The following is a 24,016-nucleotide window of genomic DNA, read 5'->3' on the forward strand; positions in this document are numbered from 1 at the left end:
CATCACCACTCTTTGACCTCGTCTGCGGCCTCTTCCGAAGCTCCCTTGGCCCCTCGGGTGGTCGCATCGAGATTGCCCCTGGATTGACCGATCCGGCCACGGCCCCGCGCCTGCGCTGCGCGGACTTCTTCGCTGATCCCCGTGGTGTCAGGAGCAGCACCAAGACTGCCGGATCCACCGCCGCCACTGGGCCCACGCGCGCGGACGCTACCCTGGCTCGTAACGGCAGGACGGCTGACTGGCGCGAACTCGGGCAGCGTCAATTGCCCTTCAATGTCATCGTGCAGGCGGTCGGCATAGGTTTCAACGAACCGTGCCTGGAGCTGCTGGCCCTGTGCGCTCATCTGGAAATTGATGTCATCGAAGCGGACCGGGCCGTAATAGTCGCGGTTCGCCTCGACCTCCGCCATGCCCCATTCCCGATAAGCCTGGCTAAGATTGAGCGAACCGGCAGCGTTCGCTCCTTCGTACCAGGAGGCCTGGTTCTCGAGCCGGCTTGCAAGTTCTTCGGCACGCCGCGCTTCGACCGAGTAGGTCTGCGCTTCGGTCAGCGAGTGGCTGAGACCCGCGGCGCTGGTCGAGACCTGCGAACTCGAACTCGAGCTCGTCTGGCGTAGGAATCCTTCGCGCGTGCTCGACCAGTTCCGCGTGTCCGAAAGCTGCTGCAACGTCCCGGTAATCCGGTTGCGATCCTCAGATGCAATGCCGACGTCGCTGTCGGTCCAGCTCTGGTTTCGTCCGCCGCTGGCTTTCGCACCAAGCTCAACTGGCCCAAGGTTGCCTCCGACGCCAGCGCTAGCCTGGCCATTGAGGAACCAGGACACGGTGATGTCGTCGGCGGCTCGGCGCGACAGGCCGAACTGCCGCTGCAGGGTGGTGGAGGCGTTGTCGACCTCACTGAAGGCCGTGCCGATGCTGTCATTGCTGCCGGTGCCGCTCACCGTCTCCGAAGACCGCCCCTGGCTGTAAGCGTTGCGGATCTCGTTGAACCGGGTGACAGCCGAGCTGGTCGATTGCTGGGCAAGGTTCGAATAGGTCTCGCTCTGCCCCCGGCTCTGGCTCGCCATGGTCGAGAGCCTGCTCGTAAAGTCCTGCCCCAGCGTGGGCGTGAACGGATACTGCGAATTCGGCACGGTCGCGAATTCGGCCTCGCCAAAGCTCGTTGTCTGGGTGCCTACATCGCTGAACCCGCGCGTCTGCGGCGCGCCATAGGAAATGCTCGGGTTGAGCGCCCCTTGGGCAAACTGGCGTGAGAAGACCGTCGAATTGTCGAGATTGCTGTTGCCGAGCGAGACATTCCCGGTGCTCGCCTCGCGCGCCGCTTCTTCTGCCGCATTTTGCGAGGGGTTGAGGTAGGAGGTTGCTTGCCCGGAAATGGCGAGCGCGCCCTTGGCGACGCCGCCTGCCAGGAACGGAACCGAGGCGACGAGATAGCCAGCCAGAAGCCCGATATCGCGGTTGACGTCGGTCATGCCTGCGAAGGTTGCGAGCGACAGGCCGGCACCGGCTCCGGCGGACGCGACATCGCTTGCCCCCTTGAACATCAGGATCATGTGCAGGATCACGAAGAGCGGCCCCCATGCCGCGAGGTAGAAGAACCCGGTGATGTAGCCGCGTAGTGCGACCGGTCCGGTCTTGGGCATCAGGAACAGAGGAAAGATCACCGGGAACATCGCGTAGAAGACGACCGTCAGCACGACATTGAGGATCGGCACCCACTTCATCGCGTTCTCCGCGATCGAGGCATAGGTCCGCTCGGTCTGGATATCGGCGCGGGTTTGGGCGAAGACGTCGATGCTCGAGGTGCCGCTCGCACCCGCGAACCCATGCATGGCCTGGTTCATGGCGTTGATCGTCAGGACCTGGCGGAAGATATCGCTCGCGTTCTTCGACACGCCCGAGAGATACTGGTAGGCGACCGGCAGGTCGGCGAGCAGCTTGGTCTTGGCGAGCGCCGCAGTCTGGCGCGGATAGAGCTGTCGTCCGGCGCTGAGCGCCATGGAATCAATGAGACCCGCCCATTGGTTCGATAGCGCAGTATAGGCATCGCGGCAGGTGACGATCGACGCGGTCACGCTGTCATCGGCTTGTCGCGTCAGGAACTTCTGCGCCCGCGCCGCACTCCCGGGGGCGATCGTGGTCCAGATGTCGTCGCTCTCGGCGAGCTGCTTCATCGAGTAGCGGCCAAGCAGCAGATCGTAGAACACGCATTGCCGGACATGCTCGTCGAGATTGGCGGCAAATTCCGGGTCCGAAATGCGTAGGGAGCGCGTCGCCTCCATGAGCCGCGCGCCATAGATCATGCCGTTCTTCGAGTAGTTGAGATCGTCCGGCAGGCCAAAGACGAGCTCGGCCGAGCGGGTGAGATAGTCGCCAACCTGGCTTGTGAAACTCGCCATGAGCGCGAGGCCGAGCGGCACGTTGGCGACGTTTGCAGGCGCAAGGCTCGGGTTGACCCGATCGGTCACATGGACGTCCATGCGCGGCACCATCAGGCACATGTAGATGAGCGTCGCGCCAAGGAACCAGTTGAGCCAGGCCCGCCAGTCCTGGTTGAAGGCCAGCACGATGACCGCGAGCGCCAGCCCCATCACCATGGTCACCTGGATCAGGCTCTTGTAGCCACCCGCGCCCGTCCAGCTGGCGACGGCATTCAAGACATTGACGATGTACTCGCCGCCGCCGACCGTGAAGATCTCGATCATGACTTGTCTCGCCTTAGGGGACGATGGAACGGGACTGGAGCGCGCGCGACCAGTCGAGCGATGCCGCCATCGAGGGCGACATCGAGGCAGCCAGCATGTTCTCGATCATCGCCGTCTTCTCGATGATCTGCATGATGGCCGAGACCTTGGCTTGCCCTGTCGCCTGGCGCTGCGCGAGGCTCGAGCGGACGTCCGCGACTTGCGAACGCCAGATCGCGAGCTTGGCTTCGTCGGCTGCGATAAAGCTCGCCATCGAGCGGCCGGCTTCGGACACGATCCGGTCGAGCACGGCGTAGAGCAGGTCGATGCTGGTGATCTCGGCGAGCGTGTCGCGATCATCGGTCGCCATGCCCCGGCCATAGGCGGCCTGGACCGTCAGGATCTTGTAGAGCGGCACCGAAGCGACCTGGAGCAGCTCCTTCTCGGCATCGCCAATCGCGGTGTCCGAGCGGATCGCCGCCACCATGCTGCCAATGAGCGCGGCTACCCGCGGCCGGATCGCCTTGGCGGAACTGAGGCTCATGTCCTGGAACGTCGGGTTGAGGCACTGGTCGGCCTCATCGCAGGAAAAGACCCGGACGGTCTGGCCTTGCGTCCCATCGAGCAGCGCGGTGACCAGCGTCGAAGACGCGTCGCCCGCAAACGGCACGAACTTGCCCGGCTCATCGTCCTTGGGCGGCACGTAGATAACCGTGCCAATCAGCGTCATGGCATATTCGGCGAGCTCCCGGTCGAAGGTCCCACCCGGATTGAAGAAGGCCGATTTCTTGAGGACGTGCCAGGTGTAGTTGCGCGCCACGGCCGGGTTGACGTCGGCATAGTCTGCCCCGGCTCCCGAGTTGGTCGAGCTTCGCTGCCCGCGCGTGCCGCAGCCATGCTTGGCCGCGGCATAGTCGGTGAAGATGCCCTCGCTGTTGCCGATCGCCTCGCAGATCGCCTTGTCGGCAAGGTCGCCTTTGGGCCAGATCCCGCCGACCAGCCCTTGCGCCATCTCGCAGGAGTTGATCGACAGGTTGTTCATGAGCTGCGCCTTCTGCGCAAACTCCTGCATGATCTTCGAACATTCCGGGCAGACCGTGTCGATCGCCAGGCTGAAGGCAAATCCCACGGCATTGTTCGCAACCGCCTTCAGCAGCGCGACCATCTCGCTCGCGTTGATGAAGCTGAAGCTGCCGGCGAAGATATCGATCCCACCGCAGCCGGCCCGCGCGCGGGGCAGCTGGAGATTGGCGATGTTGGTCGTCTTTTGCGGGAAGCGCGTCCAGACATTGCCCAGGCTGTAATAGCCCGCCGACTGCCCCTGGAAGGCGCTCGGACCCGTGACATTCGCCGCACCGCCCATGTCGTTCATGAAGCGGTCCATGCTGTCGCCGACATTGGCGTGGAGCGGAGTCGCAACGAGGCTCGTGGCGGCAAGCGCGAGCGCCGCCGTGCGCAGCTTAGAAATCATGGCCGGTTTCCTTTGAGGTCAGGAGAAAGATGCGGTCCTGCAGTTCGTCGGCCGAGAGGACGCCGTATCCGATCGGGATCGCGCGCCCCGCTTCGCTGTCCCACAGGACCAGCGCCGGGGTGATCTTGGGCTCCAGCCCCATGCGCGGCCGCTGTCCGTTCTCGACGGTGTATTGCGGGAAATGACGCGAGGGACCGCCATCGGTGGAAATCGCCCGGACGGTCAGGTGCCAGCGATCGGCAACCGCCTTGACGATCGGGCTCATCACCTCGCAGGCGCCGCAGGTCTGGGCGAAGAAATAGAACAGCCCAAAGCGGTCACCGAGATGCGCCATGACCGTGTCGCGCTCGGCGGCCCGGGCGTCCTGCCATTGCCGCTTGGCCAGTGTGCCGACCGGACGTTCGAGCGTGTAGTCGAGCTCGGGCTCCTGCCAGATCGCGCGCTGCCAGACGTCGGAAAACAGCGAAGCACGATCGAGCTGCTCGCGCTGGAAACGGATATAGGCGGTCACATTCTGAGGCGTCGGCTCGATGATCGCCCGGGCTTTCAACTCGCGCAGCTCGGCCGTGACGGCTTCCAGTTGGGCCGTAGCCGACTGCGCCTGGGGTGCCGGGCCTTGCTCGCGCGGTTCGATCCGTTTGGGCCGCACGCAGTAGAACCAGTAACCGAGGCGCCGCTCACCGCAGTAGAAGGCATCGGCCTCGTCGGCGGCTACGGCCTGTTCTGGGCCATGCTCCCGGGCGACGAGCGGCATTGTCGGGACGAGCAGCGCAGCCATGAGCGCGGCGGTCACAGAGGTACGAAGCGCGCTCACGGGTTGCTCCTTTCGTAATAGTCGCGGATTTTCTGCTGGATCAGTTCGGAGGTCTGCAGCTCGTCGGGGAGCCGCGCCGCATCGGTGAACTCGGCGTAGACTTCCGAGAAATCCATGCGGGAGAGGTCAAGCCGGGCGAACTCGTCGAGCGTGAAGCCCAAGCACTGCTCGGACTTGGGCTTGGCCCAGGGCTTGGGAAGCTGCGCGCGGCCCTGTTCCTGCAGGATGCGGGTCAGCTTGGATTCAAAGCAGCAGTAGACCTTCTTCTTGGTCAGGCAGACCCCGAGGAAGCTCGAGGAGCAATAGGTCCCGACATAAGCGCACAGGCCTTGCGCATCGCGCTCGTGGAGGAGGATTTCCTCGCGGCTGCAGCCCAGCGCAACCAGGAGCTGCACCCCCGGGATGAGCGGGAAGCCCTTGCCCTTGCAGCAGTTGAGCACGCCGAAGACCTTGGACGAGCAGGTCTCCCGCTCGCCCTTGAACAGGGTCATGGTTTCGGGATCGAATTCGCGCCGCGCCTGGTCCATCGCGTTCAAGGCGACGACCGCGTCCTTGAATTCGTCGTTGGCCTCACGGGTGATGGTCTCGCACGATCCGTCGATGCAGTAGACGTCGCCGTCGCAGACATATTGCTGGCCCGAAGTCTCGCTCGGCGGCACCGGGCACTCGTAGACGCGCTCGGCGGTCGAGCAGGGGCTGTCGCCCGTCAGGCAATCCTCGCGCACGAAGCGGCAGCTGCCGTTGGCCTCGAGCTCGCTGCAATCATTGCCGGCGATCCTGGCCGAGCAGGTGTAATTGCGCTGCCAGGCCCAGCAAGGCTGGGTCACCGACACTCCGTCGACGATCCGGGTGACGGGATCGCTGTCGGTGCAGACCTCGCTGTCCTGCGAGCAATTGCTATCACCCACAAGGCCTGAGCACTGGCTCTCGTTGCGCTGGGTCGTCACCACGGTTTCGGTGGTCATGGTGTAGGGAGTCGCGCCATCGACCGGCGCGGTGCAGCTCACCAGATCGACGTGCAGATCGCCGTAAGAGCAGCCCCAGTAGATCCCGAAATAGGGATCGCAGAGGTTGATTGGCCAGGACTGGGTGACCGTGCACTGCGGCGCTGGATAGTGGTTGCAGGCGTAGATGCTGGCGGGATCGACCCCGCTGCCGCCCACGCAATAATAGCCATAGATTTGTCGCGGGGTTGCGCTGGCCTCGAGCGTGATCGGACAGGATGCGGACTTCTGCTCGGCCGTATAGCCGGTGTTGCAGGTCGCCATGTAAGTCCCGACCGAGCCGGTGCCCGGCGGCAGCGGAACGCAATTGCCCTTCGAGCCGGACACCGACATGCCGCTGGTGTAATCGAGTGGGGTCTCGCTGATCTCGCCTGAGCGCGCGAGAATGCTCTTGATCTCCTGGGGCGAGAAGCGCGCCCGATTGTTCATCGAATCCTCGATCGTGCGGACGGCAGTGTTGTTGGTGGCTGCGCTGCGCGCCGCGCCCTCGATCCGGTCCGGATTGTCAGCCAGATCCTCGAGGCTTTGCGTTGCGGCGGGATTGAAGCCGGGCACGCGCGAGGCATCGGGCGATGTGGTCGCCGCACTCTTCACCTGGTCGATCACAGAATTGCCGAACGCCTTTCCGTCGGCCTTCGTGTCCGCGGTCGTCTGCCCTGAACTGGATTGGGCTGTGGCAGATTGCGCTGTGCCTGCGCATAGGAGCCCGGCGCAGAGCAGCGTCAGGATCTTTCTCATCGATCCTCTCCTTCCTCAAGGCGGGCCAGATGAAGGCGCGCCAGCGCGGCGCCGGGGCCGGCACCGTCCTTGAATGTTTCGAGGACCTGCCCGACCGTCACATTGCCGGTCATCCGGTCGTGAGGCGGCGGGACGTCCTGGCAATCAAAGCCATCGCAAGGAGCGAAGTCGCTCCCCACCATGACAAAGCTCGGCGCTGCCTCGATGTGGAAGGCGCGGAACAGGCGCGGGTCGATCCCGAGCGCCTGCGGGGCATCCTCGCCTTGCCAGATCTCGGTCAGGAGCGCCTTGAACCGCGCGGAATCGCCGGATGGAAAGCCCCGCAGCACGGTCACGCCGCCGGCGCGGCCCATGTCGCGCACCAATGCCTTCAAGGCCTCGGGCGGCATCGACAGGCTGGCAAAGGCGATGAAGCGCGGGCTCTCGCCAAGCGGCGCTTTTTCCGCCTCAGCCCGCTCGCGAACCATCGCATCGAAATCGAAGACGTCCGTGCTTTTCGACGTCGGTGGCAGGTTGTCGGCATAGCGCGCGCCGGCGGATTGGGCCTGGTCCTGGGTTTGGAGTGCGTCATCGTGCACCGCTTCGGCTCGCTCGCGGACCGTCGCTGCCAGGGCGGCCGCGTCCTCGGCATGCTCGGCCGAGCGGGCACGAATGGCGTCGAGATCGATGCCGTCGGGTGCACTCTGGGCGAGCGCGAGACCTGCGAGAGGGAGAGCCAGTCCCAGCGGGATGAGGAGAAGTTTCCGGTTCATAGCGCGCAGCAGTTCCGCTTGCGCCAGACGAGGTAGCCCATGTCCTCGCCGATCGCGGGGATGACCTGTCCAGCCGATTGAAAGGTGGTGGCGGCGCCGATCGGGGGGCAGGCATAGCGCCCCTTGGTCGCCGGGTTCGGATTGGTGGCCTGGAAGCGGTATTGCTGCTTGCGCATCACCGGCATCAGGTACTTGCCGCAGAGCCCCTTGCTGCCCATCGTGCCCCAGGCGACGAGCTCGCGGTGGAGCTTGTAGGCGAAGCGCGAGAGCACGAGCCGCGAAGCCTGGACGTGCCCGATCGAGGCCGAGACATTGCCGTTCATCGGGTACATCGAGCCCTGGCAGCCCGCGCACCAGAACATCTCGTCGACCGGCAGGTGGACCGTCGAGGACACGCAATCGGCAGCGCAGGCGGCGAGCGCAAGCGGATTGGCGAACAGGACCGCTTCGGGATTGATGATCGCGGTAAGTTCGCTGTCCTGCCAGAGCGGATCGATCTCGGAGATGTAGAGAATGTCGATCGAGCCCGATTCCAGGCACAGGAAATCGGTGACGATCTCCATCCAATAGATCAGCGGATAGGCATACCAATGAACGTGCCAGCTCGAGTAGTTCTGGCTGGCCCCGCCGATCGCCGACGGACCCTTGATCGAGCGAAACCCGATATCGAAGCCGGGATCGAGCTTCATCCCGCCCAGGTTGACGAAGCACCAGGGCTTCATGCTGACGTCGGCAAGCCGAACCGGCTCCCAGAAGCCCATGGCGATGCCGGGCCGCAAACCGCATAGGCACAGCGGCAGGGTCGGGTTGGAAGGATCGGGACGGCTCGACGGCCAGATCTTGAGGGCCCCGACTGAGATCGGAAACAGGCAGGACCAGCAGATGTCGGTGATCGGGTTGACGAAGCTGCCGGTGCAGCGGCCGGGCCCTGCATCTGCACTGGCTGGACTGGCCAGCATCAGGCCCAGCGCTCCGAGCGCAGCCGCTACCAGACGACGAAGATGTGTCATGGGCGGGCTCCTTGACGGGGTGGAAGGACGATCTCGCTAACTTCGAGCGCGCGGCCTTGCTGGCGCACCCGTGCCGGCACCGCCCCGATCCCGAAGTGGCGGATGAGTTTGCCGCCCTGGTCGAAGTAAAAGCGCCGCTGCCGTGCCTTCATCAGCTCGAGCGGCGCGCCTTTGGTGAGGATGAGCTTCGCAGCCCTGGACTGGCTCAGCGCCCAGGCGAGCTGCTCGGGATCATCGCCGTCGAAGAACAGGAGCTCGGCGCGCAGCGGCACGCTATCGAGTGGGTTCACTCGCGTGCCGCGGGCATGAATGAGCTCGCCCTTGGCGCCCCGAATATCGGTCTCGAGCGTGATCGTCGGATCAAAGTTCCAGCGGCGGGCCGCGCTCGCGCGGATAAGTCCGGCGACCGGCTCAGGCCGATTGACCCGGGCCGCCGTGCGCTGCTGTAGTTCCTGGTTGAGCCGCTCGGTCTCGCCCGACTTTTCCATGGCGGTCAGCCGCGCATGGATCTGCTCGAGGAGATCGCGCTCGATCACCGGGAAGACCGCGCCTTGCTGGCCATAGTCACGAGCCTCGGCCGCAGGAACGCATGCAAGGCAGAACGGAAGGAGAAGCGCGCGCCTCACAGGATCGCCCTCCCGCTGCCGAGGATGTGGCCGCGGCAGGCGAAGCCCACTTCGGCATAGCGGCTGTCGAAGCCGCGCGGGTGGTCGCTGCCGACGTAGTAGCAACCACGCGGAATGACGCCTTCGGGTCCGGGGCTTAGCTTGAGCCCGAGCCGGGTTTTCGCCAGGCGCGCGCCGACCTTGCGTCCGTTGACCAGGACCTCGGTGCCCTCGTGGCTCACCATATCGCCCGGCAGGCCAAGGACGCGCTTGCCGAAAAGATGCGGACCTTTCCCGAAATGCCTCTCCAGCAGCGGCGAGGCTGGCGGCTCGAAGAAGATCAGGCTGCCGCGTGCGATCGGGGCCGACTTGTCGAGCCAGAAGGCCCAGTTGGGCAGGCTCGGGCTCGAATTGATGAGAAACGCATGGTCCTCGCCGAAAGCGGCAATCGGCGCCCAGGCAAACGGCAAGGCGACAATCCCGGTGAGGAGCAGCGGACGCCGGACCCGGCGCAGCGTGCGGGCGACAAGATCCGTCATGGCCGCTTCTCCCGGCCAAGCTTGGCGGCAACGCGCTGCTCGAGTTCAGCCGTGGCATCGGGGACATCGCCGGCCAGCACCGCTTCGGCGACCAGAACCACCCGGCCATTGCGGCCCATTTCGCGAACCGCGGCCTCGGCGGCCTGGAGGTAAGCCAGCGTCCTTGCCTGCCCGTCCTCGGGCGCCTTGCCGCTGCGCGCTTCGGCATCGACGAAGCGCGCAATCGTTTCAGACAGGCGCACGGTGACGAGCTGCTCGCGGGGACGCGCCACTTCGCGGCTGACCCACGCGCCCCACAGAAGGAGGCAGACCGCGAGGAGAACCGCGCCCAGACGGATCGCCAGCGTGCGATTAAAAGATTGTAATAGGGTCGTGTCAGCCATTGTCGGTCTCCCGGGGATCTGCCGGAGCGAGCGCGGTTTCGAGGCGCTTCAAGAACCGCGGTGCGCGTGCCAGCAGCACGCCGAGCGAGGTCGCGAGGAACACGCCCTGGAGATCCTGCGAAAACGCGATCCGCCGGATCGCGCTCGCTTCGCGGTAATGGTCGGCAAGGTTGGCGAGCTGCGTGAACAGGAGCCCCAGGTCCCAGCCCGCAAGGAACAAGAAAGCAAAGAGCGGCAGTCCGAGCACGATCAGCAGGCTCGAGACGGCAAAACGCGAGGCCTCGATGAGGACAAAGCATGTCCCCTGCAGAAACGGTAGCAAGCGCTGCGGCGGCGACCACACGCCGATGTGGTCGAAGGGCGTCTGGTGAAAGGCCATCAGCGCTCTCCCAGCGGCAAACCCGCCACCTTGCGGATCGCATCGGCGAGCGGCATGCCGCGGGCCTCGAGCGCCTGGATCGCGGCGTAGGTGTCAGGGTCGGACGAGAAAATGGTCGCCGAGAGCGGATCAAGGACCAGACGGCCAATCGCTTCGGTCTCCGGGCCTTTGATGAAGATCTCGGAATATTCCGCGCCCGAGCGCTTCAGGGACCGGATCAGGGTCTCGGTACGATCGTCCATGTCGAGCCGGGCGCTTTGCCGGAAATCGGCAATCGTCTCGGCCTTCTGCTGGAGGATCAGCATCCAGTCGCTGTTCTCGAGTGCGGCGCGGGCGCCGTCCGACTTGTAGTAGTCGTTGAGCGACTGGGTGGCGGTCGCGAGCGCGCCGCCATATTTGCGCGCAGTGCGGGCATAGGTCTCGACGAACTCGCCCATCGAGCCGCCCCGTAGCATCGACCAGGCCTCGTCGATCAGCAGCAGCTTGCGCGTTGCTCGCGACGTGCGCGTCATGGCCTGGCCGGTCATGAACATGATCGCCGAGAGGACGACGCTTCTGAGCTCCTCCCGGCTCGCAAGGTCGCTCATCTCGAAGACCGTGAAATCAACGTCGAGCGCGAAGCTGGCCTGCCCTGAAAAGAACCCGCCGTAGCTGCCGCCCCGGCAATAGGGCGCGATGGCGGTCGCGAGGTTAGCCCCAAGCTCGCCGCCGCCCGCGCCGAGGGCGGCCGCAATATCGTCGATACTGCCACCGCTGCCGAGCGTGTCCCAGACTGTCGTCACCGCCCGGTCGATGAGGCCGCGCTCGGTATCGCTCGGCTTGTCATCGTGCCGCGCCATCTGGCCGATGATCGCCTTGATCATAGCAAAACAGTCGAGCCGGTAGTCCTCATCGCTCGCCGCCCGGGCATCGTCGACCATCGAGAAAGGGTTGAGCGAGAAGCCCGCTGCCAGCGTAAACTCCACGAAGCGGCCGCCCTGAAGCTTGACCGAGTGCTCGAACGAGCGGCCATCGTCGATCACGACGACCTTGGCGCCCGCGCCGCGCAGGGCCGCGCAAAGCTCCTGGAGCAGGACCGACTTGCCCGACCCCGATTTGCCGCAGATGGCGATGTTGTGGTTGCCCGCCCCGTTCTCGAAGGGCGACCACCAGAAAGGCTGACCGCGGCGACCGACAAGCAGGAGATGCGGAACTGCGCGGCCAAGATATTCACCCTGCATCGGCGCGATATTGGCCGCCGTGGTCGAAAGCATCGTGCGCATGCGCTTCAGCCGAAGCATGTCGTCCGCCAGCCCATCGGCGAGGCTCAAGGGGAAGGCCGCGACCAGGCCCTGGAGCTGGAGAAAGCGTTCGTCGGCGAGATCCCAGCCCGCCGCCTTGAAGATCGCCTTGATCACCCGCTCGTGCGCATCGCCTTGGCCGAGCGGCGAATAGCTCGTGAGCCCGTAGAACAGCTTCACCAGCTTCTTGCCGGCCTGCAGCTCGTTCTGGACATGCCGCCACTCGGCCGACTGGTCGGCAAGCTTGGGCAAAAAACGTGCGCTTTTGGTCTGGCTGAGGCTCGTGGTGCGCATGAACTTGTAGCCCGCGCGTGCCGAGGCCGCTTCCTGGTCGGGATAGACCAGACACAGCATTGTTGCGGTCGGACAGGGAAACCGCAGCTTGTCGGTGAACATGTCGCCGATGAGGCGCGCGCATTCCCAGGGCGCCCAGCGTTCGGGGAACGCGCGCACGGCAAAATGGCGCAGATCGAAGCTGTCGGGCAGGCATTCCCCGACTTCGGGATGGCCAGCGCGGTCGCGGCCGATCTCGCGGAACCGCTCGGTTCGCAGCACCATGCGGTCGTCCTCGACCTCGAGCTCGATGTCGCTGCGGATCGCCTGGACGTCGATCTGCTCGAGCGGATTCCAGCTTTCGCGCTCGGGTTCGCGGGCCGTGGTCGGCGACGTCAGCTCATCGATCAGTCCGATCAGCGCCGAAGGCCGCAGCGCATGGGCTTCGAGGCCCAGCGAATGGATAAGCCCCAGGAGCCCTTCGCGGCATTCGGCGAGTTCGGCATCGGTGACGCTGGCACTTTCGGGCACGCCCAAGGAGACGATCAGACGGCTGCTGCGGACATGGAAGGGCGCATGCGCCGAACCGCTCTCCCAGACGAGATCGTAGAACCGGGCAATCCGTTCGCGCGCGATCGCCTCGTAGATCCCGCCCTGTTCGTAGCGGGGGGCGAACCACGGCGAAACGACCTGCCCGATGCGCGGGCTCGCAAAATTGAGCACCTGCAGGCAGGCTCCCTGGGGTAGCCCTTCGGAGAAGAACTGGCCCAGGATTTCGCCGGTGCGCTCATCGGCGCCGATGAGCGGAGTCACCTCGAGGATGAAACCCTTGGAGCGGGCATTGCGGTAAAGCCCGGCGCTCTCGTCGAAGACCCGGTAAGGGAGCCAGTCCGAGAGCATATCGAGGCCGAAGCTCGTGCGCGGCTTTTCGGCCGAGGCCGTGTCCGCGAACAGCGAGCCCATCAGCGCGTCGCGCGCCCTGGCAAGCGAGAGAGTCATGGCTTTTGACCTTCCTGAGGAGCGGGCTCCTCCATTTGCGCATCAGGGTGGGGGACCCGGGCCGGGAGGGAGGCAGTCCCAGGTCCCCCGGCCGGCGCGTGCTGCAAGGGGGCAGTGAGCACGTCCGGCAAGGCGGTGGTGGTAGGATCGGCAGGCAGATCGGCCGGGGGACCGATCGGGCGCGGCGGCTCTGCCGCGCTCTCGGGACGGCGCGCAGCACTCACCGCACGGGCGAGTGCCCGAGCGACTTCGCGGCGGCTCGCCGGATCCTGAAACTGGCTCGCTGCGCTCGTCGGCAGTGGGACCTCGACGACCCGCGCTTCATGCGTGCGTCCATTGTCGTCGCGATAGGCCGCCAGAACGACGCGCAGCCGTCCCTCTGATATCTGCGGCAGGACGCGTGCCGAGGGACGGCTGGTTGCTTCGGGCGCTTTGCCGGATGCCTGGGTGGCTGCTTCATCGATCACCGAGGTTGGCGCGCAATTGCCCTCCGGCGCGCGGCACGAGAAGCTCCCCTTGACGTTGCCGCCGAGCACCGCGCAGCCGCTGGTCGCGACAGCGAGGGCGGCGAGCGCCGCAAATCGCAGGGGCGCGAGGGAAAGTCTGTTGGGCTTGCGCATCACTGGCCTCCCTTGCTCGGGGTAAGGCCAAGGAAGCGGCGGATCTCGCTTGCCGGTCGATAGCCCTGCAGAACCGCGCCGTCGCTCGCTCGCACCAGCACCGGCGTGCCGTTGAAGCCATTCGCCTTGGCGAATGCCTCGTTCGCATCGAGGCCCTTGGGCTTGCAGCCAGGTCGCGCTTGTGGCGCCTCTCCGGCATAGGCGGCGTGAAGTGCGGCGGCCGGATCGAGCGCGCAGAGAACAGCCTCGGAGAGCGCGCGACTCTTGGCTCCGAAGATCGAGATCGGCCGTTCCTCGACCTGGACGCCCGCCTTGGCGAGCTCGCCGGTCAGGCGCTGGCAGTAGCCGCAGTGGAAGTCCGAAAAGACTACGACTTTGGGGCCTGCCGGATTGCCCCAGCGCACAGCGCCATCGGCGGGCAGCTTGGCGAGATCGACCTTGGCCGGAGGCGCGTTCGCCGGCTCGTCTTCCTGCCCCTTGCTGTCGCCGCCCGCGCGCGCAGCGCCGGCAGCAATGAGGTCAGGGTTGAGCTCGAGCAGGCGCGCTGCCGTCACATCACGGCGCGTCTCCATGTCGTAGAGCCGGCCGACCAGGAGGTATCGGGCACTCTCATCGACGTAGAACAGCGTGCTCCCCGACACGACTTCGCACAGTCCGCCGAAGCCCTCGCAGGTGAGCGCGTCGATCGGCGTCTTGGGAAGGCGCGCCTTGAGCGCGGCGCGCACCGCGCTCGAGGTGTCGCTCGCCTGTGCCGGCGCGGAGGTCACCGCCGCGAGACCGAGGCTGACGACGGCGAAGGCCGTGGTGACGGCAAGCGCTGCCGTCGCGGCGCGGGCTTTGAAGCCCGGCCGGAAATCCGTGTAATTCATTTCGTGTTGCTCCTGACATGAACGCCGTCGAGAAAGACGATCTCGACCTCGATGCCGGTCGGCATCTCGACGACGGGTTGGTATTGTTCGGCGCGTTCGATGAGGTACTTGCTCACCGTGTCGGCGGCTTCGCCGGCGCCCTGGCCGATGCCGCCTGTGACAATGTCGGTCGGCGAGAGCGCTTGGCGCTTACCATCGGCGCCGATCTGGCCGGTGAAGATGCCATTGGCATTGGCGGAAAAACCCCGGCCGAAGCCGCCGACGATCCCGGCAAGGAGGGCCTGGCCAACCAGGCTACCTTCGCGGCTGACGACACGGCCACGCACGCCCGACTTGCCGGCAAAGCTGATGAAGCCTTTGACCTCGCTCACCGCATAGCGGCCGCCCGGCTGCGCACAGGTCATGCGCGCAAGCTTCACATAGACTTTCTCGCTGCTGAGATCCCCGCGGGCCGCGCCGTTGACGAGGCAGCCGGTGATGTCGGTCGTCAGCACCTTGCCGTGCCGCATGACCGAGCGTGCCGGGCCGGTGATCCGCAGCACCACCGGGAGCGGATCGGTCTGGCTGGCAACGCCGGTCGAGGCATCGACACCGACAATGACCCGCGCCGGCGCATAGCTGTTGGGCGGCAGGTAATCGGGGCTGTCCTGTAAGAGGAGCTGCGGGGCCGCGGTTTCGCCGGCAGGCTTCTTGGGTCCGGCACCGCCGGTCTCGAAGCTCATCAGGCTGACCTTGGCGTCGGCTGTCGGGCCCTCGGCACCTTGCCGGTTTGACCCTGGTGCCGGGGTGCCAGCACCCGGAGTGACACCAGGACCATAGGCAGGCGGCGGCATGACCGGTGCAGCCGGCGCGCGCGAGGCCTGGTCGAGCTGCGCCTTCAAGGCCGCGTTCTCTGCCGAGATCGCATCGATCGCGTGCTGACCGTCGGTGCGCATCTGCGCATTTTCGGTCTTGAGCGCGGCGAGCTGCTGCTCGAGCTCGGGACGCGAGACCTGGCCTTCCTTGAGCGCCTTGATCTCTCGGTCCTGGGCATCGGCCCGGTTGCCGTAGGTCGCGACGAACTCGCGTTCGGACAGGTTGCGGTTGACGAGCCCGCCGGTGTCGATCGTTACCGCCTCACCGGAAGCACCCGTGCCTTTGCCGTTGTCACCACTGAACAGGAACGTCGCGCCACCGACGAGGGTAAGAGCGCCGACACCAATGAGCAGAGCCTTCTGGCGCTGAGCGATCTGGCGATTGAGGTTACGGCGTCCGACTTCGCGCCGGCTTTCCGGAGTGGCGGCCACCTGGCCGTTGTCGGAGGCAGGCTCTCCGCCCGATCGTTCGGTTTCGTGTGCCATTACTCGAGCCCTCCCTTGCGGAAGACAAGGAAGGCGCTGGTCGTCTCGCCGGGACGCAGCGCATCGCGGCCATAGGCAAAGGCGATTGTTCCGGCCGGACCCTCGCGGTCGGCTGCGAGGTCGAGCAGCTCCTTGCCGAGGTTGCGCAGGACAAGGCGCTGACCGACGAGTTCGGCGCCGGAATATTCCGCGACCAGCTGGACCTCGATCCCGCCAGTCTTGCGGGGGAGCCCAAGTTCGGCGCGGGCCGTAAAGCCGGGGAGCACCGCATCCCCCGCCATTGCTTCGATCAGGCGGATCGCGGCCTCATCGGGACCTGCCGCCTGCTCCCAGTCTTCGGCGTCATGGGTCTTCAGCGCCGGGTTGGTGACGAAGATCTGGCTCGCCTCCTGGGCGGCCGTTCGGCACGCGAACTTGTAGACGTAGCCCGCCTTGCTCGTGGCGAAGAAGCTGACCCGGTCGGCGGCAAACTGCGGCGGCACCGAAATGTAAATGTCGCCGCGGACCGGCTCATGGGTCACCGTGAAATCGTTGTAGGGATAGGCGCTGGCGATTTTCGAGACGTTGGCAAAGCCATCGTCGATGAGCGCAATGCGGGTCAGTTCGCCGCGCGAGAGCACGCAGTCGATCTTGGCGTTGTCGGCCGCTTCGACGAACTGGTCGGCGAAGGCCGGAGACGCGCTGAACGCGAAGGCGCACAGGGCGGCGCCCAGCGCCTTAAAACCGGTGTCGACACGGCGTGTGACGCCCCATCCGAAACAGGCGAGACCGGCACCAAGTGCGGTCGTTGGGGTAAGAGAGCTCATGTCCGTCTTCAGTCCTTCTGGCTTTGGTCTTGCAGCTGCTCGAAGCCGACGAGCCCGAGGGCGAGGCCATGCCGGCTCCAGCGGAACCGGAAGCTGCGATCGTTGCTGGCGATCACCTGCGCGCCGACGAAGGTCTTGAGCGTGCCGGTGACGGTCGAAGTGAGGGCGGCCGGGTCGACCTCCATCTTGCGGATGACGAAGGCCTGGGAGATGTCCGAGCCGCGCTGCTCGTCGACGATCTTGACGAGCTCGGCCTTGAGGCGGCCGTGGGCAGCCGGATCGGCGAGCTTCAGGATCTCGGCCATCCAGTAGTCGAGGCCTTGTGGGCTTCGGTTGAGCAGCATCAGCGCAGTGTCGCGGGTGACGAGCTCGAGGTAATGCGCATCCGGTCCGGCGCTGGAGAGCGAGAGCCGTTCGCTGGTCACCGGGACCAGAACGACTTCCCGGTCGCGGGTTGCCGCTGCGCCCACGCCGAACAGCGTGGTGACGGCCAGGCCGCCGGCGACCAGAGCCAGCCAGTTGCGCTGGCGCAGGTATTTCTGGGCCTCTTCGTATGCGAATTCCGCGCGCATCTCTTGTCTCCCTCAGCCGGCCAGGAGGCGACAATGGGAGGGCGGCGTGGCCTTCAGCCCGAGGAAACCCCCGGGCATGTACCAGTAGGCAGCATGCACCAGCGCCGAGCCCGCGTTTCCGGATTTCGCCTTCCGCAAGACGAACCAGGCCGCAAAGGACAGTGCGATCCCGATGAAGATGTGCTGCGCCAGGATCCCCCAAGCAAAGGGGATCAACAGCCCCGCGAACTCGTCGATGGTCCAGAAGCCGATGAGCTCCGGATCGTCGAGCCGTTGGGGAACGAGGTACTTGTCGGCCATGTTGCCGCCCTCCCGCCGTGACCGGATCCGCTGTTCAGATGACCGCGGTCACGACCGAGGTGACGATCGGCACGCCGGTGCCGACGCCGATGCCGACGCCTACCGGGACGGCAATCTGACCGAGCGTAAAGCGACCCGAAGCGAGGCCGATGAGGCCGCCCGCGAGGCTGAGAACGGTGATGATCTTACCGCCCGAGCCCTCGAGAAAATCGGTGAATTTGACGAGAGCGGGATCGAAGGTGGTGTCGGCGCCGGCATAGGCCGCGCCGGCACCGGCGAGGGCAACCAGTGCGGGCAGGATGTAGTCCTTGAGCTGGGTGCGCCGGGCAAGCTGGAGAGGGGTATTCATGAGGCAAGGCCTTTCGAGGATTGAAGGAGCAGCAAGCGGTCGACCCGTTCGCTGTCTGTTCTTCGTGATCCCTCGATGCCCCTGTAGGAAATAGCGACTGTCGTCTGGGCCCTGCCGACCAAGCAAAAAGCGACATCTAGGGGCGCGCGAGCCGGCAATCGCGCTGCCTCGATCTCTTCGAGCGCCATTCAAACCGAAGATCGCGATAGCCGAGACGGAATCTGCGCCGAAGCGGCTGATTTCTGCGCGAATCGCAGGAGGCGTCCGATTCGCGTCTTCCTCTATGTTCCATTTATGTTCTTTTCGTTTTCCTACACCTTTCCTCTTCGCTTACCCGGTGAGTCGATCATTCCAGTCAAAGGAGAAACACCAGTGATCGACATGGGCGTACTTGGTGAAAGCCAGACCCGACGCGACCTCGCGCACCTTCTGTACACCGCGGTCGAACGGAGCGGTCGCAACCGCTGCGAAATCGCGCGTGAGGCAGACCTGCATAAAGATGCGCTACGCCGGACGCTGTGCGGCGATCGAAGCCCGAGCCTCGGGGAAGCGCTGCGTATCCTGGCCTCATCGGGCATGGCGCCGCATGCGCACCTGCTGCTGTTCTTGGGAGCCGGCGGCGACCAGGCGACGCGCTGGCTTCAGACCGACATCGCCCGTTTCTTCGAAGAGCTCGTTGGTGAGCTACCGTCCGCCCTTGAGCGGGTTCTCGGCAACCAGGTGCATGACGTGAAGCCCCGTTGGGCCAAGGGAACGGCTCACCGCGTTGCGCGGCTTCTGGCTGATCATATTGACGAGCTCGAACGCAAGGATGCCCTGCTGGGCGAAGGCAGCGCGAGCTTTGGAGGGCGCCATGGCTGAAACAGGACCGTCGCCGTCTCCCGAGCAACGCAGGATCACCCGCCTGATCCGGCTGAAAGAGGTCCAGCACCGTGTTGGCCTCGGTCGATCCACAATCTACCGGTGGATGGCCGAAGGGAAGTTCCCGAAACCGGTTCAGCTGGGTGGATATGCCGTCGCGTGGGCAGAAGACGACATTCAGCTCTGGATCTCCGCCAGATTAGGATGAGCGCGGAAAATTCGGCGATCTCGATTCAGATCAGTCGGCCCTGTCCCTCCGCTGCCTTGCTCCGACGTTTCTGACGGCGCTTGAAGGTCCAGGGCGGCTCCGGATTGTCCATTGCCCACAGGCCCCGCCGATCCCGCCGGGCATCGTCTTGCGCCTCGAAGTATTCTACTTCGCGATCAAACGCATATTGCTCGGTCACCCAAGCCCACCCGTTCACGATCATCTCGAGTTCAATGTTGCGCGAGACAGGGCGCGCCCGCTTCACCGCGCCGCCGCCAAGTTTGCCTTCGTGATAATATTTGACGGTGCCAACGTCCATTTGCTCGGTCAGGAACGCCATGCACAGAACCCGTCTGTACGGGTCGATGGGCAGATAGCCAGTCGACTCTTTGCCGACCGGGTCGAGGCGAAGTTCCTTACCCGCGATGAGGCCGACCAAGAATTCCTTGGATTCCGGACCGAACGGTTGCTCCATTTCGGGCGCGTCGATGAACGCAAAGCGGAAGGGGACGCGCTCGACCCAAGCCTGGCGATAGGGATGCCAGACGTTTGCCAAGAAGCCGTCGCCGTCGAATACCTTTCGGACAGCCGCCTTCAATACGCCGTCGGGACCTGCAGGGCCTGGATCATCTGGAACTATGATCATGCCTACCTGCCTCGACGAATGCGGTGCGATACTTTCTGCTCATCGTTTGCGCGGACTTCGAATGGGCAGACGATTGACCGTTGCCGGGCCAACGCCGGAGCCAAGCAAAGCGCTCGGGATCCTGGCGAAGCAGATATTCACGAATGCGCTGCTGTTCCTGATTGGAAGAGCGCATCAGCAGCCCTCGCAATTCATGGTCGATCGCTTGGCGCGGCGCTCCAAGGCTCTCGGCCTTTGCGTACCATTCGTGCCCTGTCGGGAGGTCCCCAAGCTCGATGTAGACTGCGCCCAACAACGTGCATGGTCTATAGTCGCTTGAGGTCAGTTCATGCGCTTCGCTTGCCAGTGTCTTAGCCTCGTCGAGGCGGCGCAGGTCACGCATTGCTCCGCCGCGCGTTGTCGCCAAGGCCGACCTGAGTTTGGGATTTGACCCGACCTTTGCCAAGGCCGCCTCGGTCAGACGCAAAGCTCGCTCCGGTTCACCAGCCTTACGCCAATGCCCGCTCGCATTCACGGCATTCCAAGGATCACCGCTGCTTTCCCATGCTTTGGTCAGCGCGGCTGCTTCCAATGCATGCCAGGCTCTCTGCAGCTCGTCGGTCCAGCAGTAATCGGCCTCGGTCTTGAGCCATGCGAGGTCATCGACTTTGAGGCGTTGCCCGTTGGCGACTTGCCTGAGAAGCGCCATCACACGCGGATAATCGTCGCTTTCGATATATCCCACGCCGAAGCGCTGTCGCAGTTCTTTGGCCTCTCGCTTTCGACGGAGTGCCGGATCGTTCGCCATGGCGGCAAAAGTCGCCTTGACTGCAGCGGCTCTGGCCTCAGCGCGTTCTGCCAGTTCTGCCGCATCCTTCAGGGCCTTGACCGAAGCATCTTCAATGCGCGCTGCCTGCTCTCGCTGGGCTGCGGCTTGAAACTCCTCCAGCGTTGCCTGGCCTTCCGCCAAGGCATCGAGCGCACGCAGGCCAGTCGTGACGAGAAACTGCCGCTGTAGCGCGGTCACCGGCTCGCCTGCATCAATCTTCAAGAGAATCCCGTTCAACCGGGCGCCCAGTTGGGCGGCGCCGGGGAGGTCCTCAAGAAAATAGCGTTCAGCTAGGTCGGCGTGCAGAGATCGTGTCATGGCCCTATTTTACGTTCGTGGTCCTGCGCGCCGAGGATATCTTCAATTCCGATATCGTGCGAATTTCTATGTGGCACGCTGGCCTTTTGGATCTCTTAACATCTCAAGGCGAGCTCGTCGTATGACCATGGGCCTATTGCCTGCTGTTGACATGATGCTGGAAGAAAAGAAGTTCGGCGCCATGCAAAGTGAATCGACCATCCGCCGCCTGCATGTCCCGGTATTGCGACCCGAAGACGTGATCCATCACCTCGGATCGCCAACGCATTGGCAGCCAGGTCGTTCTGCCAAATCGGTGGCCGATCTCTGGTTTTCTGCGAACGGGCTGCCGCCATCAGTGAAATCGGCTCTCGATCATGACCCCGCGTTCAAGGGAGCCACATTGGTCGACGCGTTTTTTGAGCGCCCGGTCGACCTCGGTGATGGTCAGCGCCCGAGCCAGACCGATCTCATGGCAATCCTTCGCCTTGATGGGCGTCTTGGCGTTCTGGCCGTTGAGGCCAAGGTGGACGAGACTTTCGGCCCAACAGTCCAGGAGTGGCTTTCAGAGGCAAAAGGAGATGCGACCGCACGCCCAGCGCGCCTGGAGCGGTTATGCCGAATTCTCGATCTCGATCCGGCGACGGTCGGGACAATCCGATACCAACTCATCCACCGCACGGCCTCCGCAGTCATCGAAGCCCAACGCTATTGCTCGCGCGATGCAGCGATGATCGTTCAGAGCTTTTGCCCGAAGCGCTCTTGGTTTGACGATTATCGGGCCTTTGCCGAGGCTATGGGCTTTCCAGACCCGCCAGTCGGCGTAATAAGTCCAGCAAAAGTCTGTGATGGTGTTGCTCTGCGGATCGGATGGGTGGCGGAGCCAAGTGGGGCCCCCGTAAAGCGGCTCGGAACGGCACGCACCGTTCCTTCGCTCACGGAATTGGGCCGCGTACAGCTGTCGAAATCCTTCTTCATGCGCGACATGCTTTATTCGGAAGTCGCCATGATCCACGGGCTTAACAATGCCCCCGATGACCCAGACTTGGCCATCAAGGCCGGAAAGCGGCTGTGCGAAGAACTGCTCGAACCGCTGCAGGATCACTGGGGGCGGATCGCTATCCGCTCGGCCTACCGCTCGTGCGAGGTGAACGGGTTCTGCAACGAAATGCAGCGCAAGAAGAAGGCCGGCTACACTTGCGCGTCCAACGAGAGCAACTACGCCGGGCACATCTGGGATCGTCGTGACGCCGATGGCCACATGGGAGCGATGGCTTGCGTTGTCGTTCCGAGCTTCTGGGCGAAAAATCAGGAACCCGGCGATTGGCGAATCCTTGCGCGCTGGGTGCACGAGAACCTGCCTTACTCGACACTCTACTTCTTCCCGACCTACTGGGCGTTCAACATCGGCTGGCATGAGCGGCCCGAGCGCACGATCAAGAGCTACGCTGAACCCGCGGGTCTATTCTCGCCTTAAGACCGGAAACCGATCAGGCGACATGCAGGCCAGCCCATATGACCCGACCCACAATCTGTACCGCGTTTCTCGGTAGGCCATCCCAGTTCGGATAAGCCGGATTGTCCGTCAGAACCGCAATGCGGTTTCGGGACGGCTCGAGCGCAATCCGGCGCACAAGTAGGCCGGCGTCAGCCCTGATCACGTAAAGGCCATCGCGAATGTTTTCGTTCGCCAAATAGCGCTGGATCAGCACTTCATCGCCATCCCGCAGCGAAGGGCTCATGGCGTCCCCCTCAACCATGACGATCGAGACCCCAGTTGGTTTGTAACTGAACCTCCGGAGCCACGCCTCATCGACCAGGCGCACGCGACCGAGTGCGTCCTCAGCATCGGCGGCACCGAGGACAGGGATCGCTATTGTCGACAGCCCCGCACTCTCGGGGACTGCATCTCCACCAAAGATCGCTGCCGGAACCCCGAAGTGCACAGACAGCTGCGCGATGTCGCTATCGTCCAGGCGCGCCGGGCTGCCACGTTTGATGAACTGCTGGATGTAGGCCGGATTGCGGCTCAGCAGCCGTGAAACCGATGAATACGATTCCCCCCGCTCCTTGATGAGTTCGTCGAGCGCTCGGCGCGGATCCAACGTGGCCATTCCTACAATTTCCTAGACCTTGTTTTGCATTTCTGAGGACCATTCCCATTCGGCGAATCCTTCGCCGATTGCTACCCTCTCATTGGCATGTGGACGTCGGAAGTTTGCAGGGCTCCTGCCGCGAGATTAGGTGACGCCGCGCCAAAAAATAAAGAATTTCATGGGGATTTTGATTGGCTTATCGCAAGTATTGGGTTGGGTTGGACACGGGAGTTTCCGAAACGGCAGTGTGCCTCATCGACGAATTCGGTGAAATCCTGTTCGAAGGAAAACGGGAAACGAATGCTGATCAGATAAAGGATATCCTGCGCCCCTTTGGCGTCGAAGCGGTTCAGCGCATCACCATCGAAGCCGGCGTCGGCACGCATATGGTGCGAAACCTCCAGAGGCAGGGCTTTCCCGTCTATGTCACCGAGGTTCGCAAATCAGCGAAATTCCTTGCGATACGACGGCAGAAGACCGACGCCAACGATGCTCGAGGTCTTGCCGAGCTCGGCCGAATCGGGCGGACAATCGGATCGGAAGTGTTCGTGAAGCCGCTCGATTGCCAGAACCTTCGCAGCCTACTCAATGTGCGCAAAAGCCTCGTCCAGCAGCGCATGAAAATAGACGCGTTGGTCCAGTCGATCGTGCGCCTGCACGGGGGAAAGCTGAAGACCAATACCGGGGTTGGCAAACTCGCCAGCGGTATTGAGGGTCAGCTGGAACGATTGAAGGTCGATGGCCTGGACGTCGATGCGGATCTCAGACCGCTGATCACAATTGCTGAGAACCTGCGATCGCACATCGCCGGGATGGACAAGCGCCTTCGCGCCATGGCTGTGACACATCCCGTCTGTTCGAACCTCATGACGGTGCCCGGTGTCGGCCCAATCACTGCTCTGTCATTCTACAGCGCTATCGGTGACCCGTCGCGCTTCCAACGGACCCGTGATGTAGGACCCTATTTCGGCCTGACGCCGTCCATCCATCAATCGGGCGTAATCTCTCGCGTTGGCAGGATCAGCCGGTTCGGCAGCAAACTAACCCGCACACACCTCGTATCTGCCGCCACCGTTCTTTTGTGCTCCACGAAGGCTCAAAGCGCATTGCAGACTTGGGGGCTGGAATTGTCGAAGAAGGTCGGCCTTTCGAAGGCCCGGGTTGCTGTGGCTCGAAAGCTGGCCGTAGTCATGCTTCACATGTGGAAGTCTGGTTCAGCTTTTGACCCGGCACACACATGAAATGAGTTCCTCCGAGCGGAGGGAGGCCTGGACCCCGCTTTGTTTTCTGGGGCTCCGACCCCGGTGTAGGTA

Annotated in this window: 25 protein-coding genes; 4 read left to right on the forward strand and 21 right to left on the reverse strand. The window is 64.1% G+C overall.

The genetic code is table 11. The features are described from left to right. Nucleotides 1-2 precede the first annotated feature (2 nt). The 18 genes from NZK81_RS03620 to NZK81_RS03705 are packed head-to-tail and all read right to left on the reverse strand — an operon-like array spanning nt 3 to nt 17,787. A complete protein-coding gene (locus NZK81_RS03620) occupies nt 3-2,705 on the reverse strand; it encodes a conjugal transfer protein TraG N-terminal domain-containing protein (protein ID WP_260043984.1) in 2,703 nt (900 codons plus the stop codon). A 13-nt stretch (nt 2,706-2,718) separates the two neighbouring features. Continuing rightward, nucleotides 2,719-4,155 (reverse strand): conjugal transfer protein TraH, encoded by a 1,437-nt coding sequence (locus NZK81_RS03625; RefSeq protein ID WP_070156226.1) that lies wholly within the window; start codon nt 4,153-4,155, stop codon nt 2,719-2,721. Further along, the gene (locus NZK81_RS03630) at nt 4,145-4,909 is read right to left on the reverse strand and encodes a conjugal transfer protein TraF (protein ID WP_260044688.1); all 765 of its coding nucleotides are present in this window, start codon (nt 4,907-4,909) and stop codon (nt 4,145-4,147) included. The genes NZK81_RS03625 and NZK81_RS03630 overlap by 11 nt, the downstream gene beginning before the upstream one ends. A 56-nt stretch (nt 4,910-4,965) precedes the next feature. Further along, on the reverse strand, nt 4,966-6,711 hold the full coding sequence (locus tag NZK81_RS03635) for a conjugal transfer protein TraN (RefSeq protein ID WP_260043987.1): 1,746 nt from the start codon (nt 6,709-6,711) through the stop codon (nt 4,966-4,968). Continuing rightward, the gene (locus NZK81_RS03640) at nt 6,708-7,463 is read right to left on the reverse strand and encodes a type-F conjugative transfer system pilin assembly protein TrbC (protein WP_260043990.1); all 756 of its coding nucleotides are present in this window, start codon (nt 7,461-7,463) and stop codon (nt 6,708-6,710) included. The genes NZK81_RS03635 and NZK81_RS03640 overlap by 4 nt, the downstream gene beginning before the upstream one ends. Further along, a complete protein-coding gene (gene traU, locus NZK81_RS03645) occupies nt 7,460-8,473 on the reverse strand; it encodes a conjugal transfer pilus assembly protein TraU (protein WP_260043992.1) in 1,014 nt (337 codons plus the stop codon). The genes NZK81_RS03640 and traU overlap by 4 nt, the downstream gene beginning before the upstream one ends. Beyond that, the gene (traW, locus tag NZK81_RS03650; protein ID WP_260043994.1) at nt 8,470-9,099 is read right to left on the reverse strand and encodes a type-F conjugative transfer system protein TraW; all 630 of its coding nucleotides are present in this window, start codon (nt 9,097-9,099) and stop codon (nt 8,470-8,472) included. Before traW ends, traU begins: the two co-directional genes overlap by 4 nt. Beyond that, complete coding sequence (locus tag NZK81_RS03655; RefSeq protein WP_260043996.1) at nt 9,096-9,617, reverse strand: S26 family signal peptidase; 522 nt, start codon at nt 9,615-9,617, stop codon at nt 9,096-9,098. Before NZK81_RS03655 ends, traW begins: the two co-directional genes overlap by 4 nt. Then, entirely contained in the window at nt 9,614-10,000 is a 387-nt protein-coding gene (locus NZK81_RS03660) for a type-F conjugative transfer system protein TrbI (protein WP_260043998.1), read from the reverse strand. Before NZK81_RS03660 ends, NZK81_RS03655 begins: the two co-directional genes overlap by 4 nt. Beyond that, nucleotides 9,993-10,379 (reverse strand): hypothetical protein, encoded by a 387-nt coding sequence (locus NZK81_RS03665; protein ID WP_260044000.1) that lies wholly within the window; start codon nt 10,377-10,379, stop codon nt 9,993-9,995. The genes NZK81_RS03660 and NZK81_RS03665 overlap by 8 nt, the downstream gene beginning before the upstream one ends. Continuing rightward, the gene (gene traC, locus NZK81_RS03670) at nt 10,379-12,931 is read right to left on the reverse strand and encodes a type IV secretion system protein TraC (RefSeq protein ID WP_260044003.1); all 2,553 of its coding nucleotides are present in this window, start codon (nt 12,929-12,931) and stop codon (nt 10,379-10,381) included. The genes NZK81_RS03665 and traC overlap by 1 nt, the downstream gene beginning before the upstream one ends. Further along, nucleotides 12,928-13,551: a hypothetical protein gene (locus tag NZK81_RS03675; protein ID WP_260044005.1), complete on the reverse strand. Its 624-nt coding sequence runs from the start codon at nt 13,549-13,551 to the stop codon at nt 12,928-12,930. Before NZK81_RS03675 ends, traC begins: the two co-directional genes overlap by 4 nt. Continuing rightward, entirely contained in the window at nt 13,551-14,420 is an 870-nt protein-coding gene (locus tag NZK81_RS03680) for a DsbC family protein (protein WP_260044007.1), read from the reverse strand. Before NZK81_RS03680 ends, NZK81_RS03675 begins: the two co-directional genes overlap by 1 nt. After that, the gene (locus NZK81_RS03685; protein WP_260044010.1) at nt 14,417-15,760 is read right to left on the reverse strand and encodes a TraB/VirB10 family protein; all 1,344 of its coding nucleotides are present in this window, start codon (nt 15,758-15,760) and stop codon (nt 14,417-14,419) included. The genes NZK81_RS03680 and NZK81_RS03685 overlap by 4 nt, the downstream gene beginning before the upstream one ends. Further along, complete coding sequence (locus tag NZK81_RS03690) at nt 15,760-16,566, reverse strand: type-F conjugative transfer system secretin TraK (RefSeq protein ID WP_260044012.1); 807 nt, start codon at nt 16,564-16,566, stop codon at nt 15,760-15,762. Before NZK81_RS03690 ends, NZK81_RS03685 begins: the two co-directional genes overlap by 1 nt. 8 nt (nt 16,567-16,574) lie before the next feature. Next, a complete protein-coding gene (locus NZK81_RS03695; RefSeq protein ID WP_030538243.1) occupies nt 16,575-17,138 on the reverse strand; it encodes a type IV conjugative transfer system protein TraE in 564 nt (187 codons plus the stop codon). 12 nt (nt 17,139-17,150) lie between these two features. Further along, nucleotides 17,151-17,438 carry a type IV conjugative transfer system protein TraL gene (gene traL, locus NZK81_RS03700; protein WP_260044018.1) on the reverse strand — a complete coding sequence of 96 codons (288 nt, stop codon included), beginning with the start codon at nt 17,436-17,438 and terminating at the stop codon, nt 17,151-17,153. A gap of 34 nt (nt 17,439-17,472) precedes the next feature. Beyond that, on the reverse strand, nt 17,473-17,787 hold the full coding sequence (locus NZK81_RS03705; protein ID WP_030538241.1) for a hypothetical protein: 315 nt from the start codon (nt 17,785-17,787) through the stop codon (nt 17,473-17,475). Nucleotides 17,788-18,168: 381 nt separating this feature from the next. On the opposite strand from NZK81_RS03705, the gene NZK81_RS03710 reads away from it, so the two are divergent. Both NZK81_RS03710 and NZK81_RS03715 read left to right on the forward strand, forming a co-directional pair. Next, nucleotides 18,169-18,648, forward strand: coding sequence for a hypothetical protein (locus NZK81_RS03710; protein WP_260044689.1), 480 nt, complete (start codon nt 18,169-18,171; stop codon nt 18,646-18,648). Then, nucleotides 18,641-18,856 (forward strand): helix-turn-helix transcriptional regulator, encoded by a 216-nt coding sequence (locus NZK81_RS03715; protein ID WP_260044022.1) that lies wholly within the window; start codon nt 18,641-18,643, stop codon nt 18,854-18,856. Before NZK81_RS03710 ends, NZK81_RS03715 begins: the two co-directional genes overlap by 8 nt. A 25-nt stretch (nt 18,857-18,881) precedes the next feature. On the opposite strand, the gene NZK81_RS03720 is transcribed toward NZK81_RS03715, so the two are convergent. Then, on the reverse strand, nt 18,882-19,502 hold the full coding sequence (locus tag NZK81_RS03720; RefSeq protein ID WP_260044024.1) for a thermonuclease family protein: 621 nt from the start codon (nt 19,500-19,502) through the stop codon (nt 18,882-18,884). Beyond that, nucleotides 19,483-20,628 (reverse strand): tetratricopeptide repeat protein, encoded by a 1,146-nt coding sequence (locus NZK81_RS03725; protein WP_260044026.1) that lies wholly within the window; start codon nt 20,626-20,628, stop codon nt 19,483-19,485. The genes NZK81_RS03720 and NZK81_RS03725 overlap by 20 nt, the downstream gene beginning before the upstream one ends. Before the next feature lie 121 nt (nt 20,629-20,749). Here NZK81_RS03725 and NZK81_RS03730 point away from each other — a divergent pair, with 121 nt between their 5' ends. Then, a complete protein-coding gene (locus NZK81_RS03730; protein ID WP_260044028.1) occupies nt 20,750-22,084 on the forward strand; it encodes a DUF6946 family protein in 1,335 nt (444 codons plus the stop codon). 13 nt (nt 22,085-22,097) lie between these two features. Here the strand turns inward: NZK81_RS03730 and NZK81_RS03735 are convergent, their stop codons facing one another. Continuing rightward, a complete protein-coding gene (locus NZK81_RS03735) occupies nt 22,098-22,721 on the reverse strand; it encodes a S24 family peptidase (RefSeq protein ID WP_260044030.1) in 624 nt (207 codons plus the stop codon). A 173-nt stretch (nt 22,722-22,894) separates the two neighbouring features. Between NZK81_RS03735 and NZK81_RS03740 the strand changes: the two genes are divergently transcribed. After that, complete coding sequence (locus tag NZK81_RS03740; protein ID WP_260044032.1) at nt 22,895-23,944, forward strand: IS110 family RNA-guided transposase; 1,050 nt, start codon at nt 22,895-22,897, stop codon at nt 23,942-23,944. The last annotated feature ends 72 nt before the right edge of the window (nt 23,945-24,016 follow it).

Source organism: Novosphingobium mangrovisedimenti (assembly GCF_025153475.1).
In the GTDB taxonomy this organism is placed as follows: Bacteria; Pseudomonadota; Alphaproteobacteria; order Sphingomonadales; family Sphingomonadaceae; genus Novosphingobium; species Novosphingobium mangrovi_A.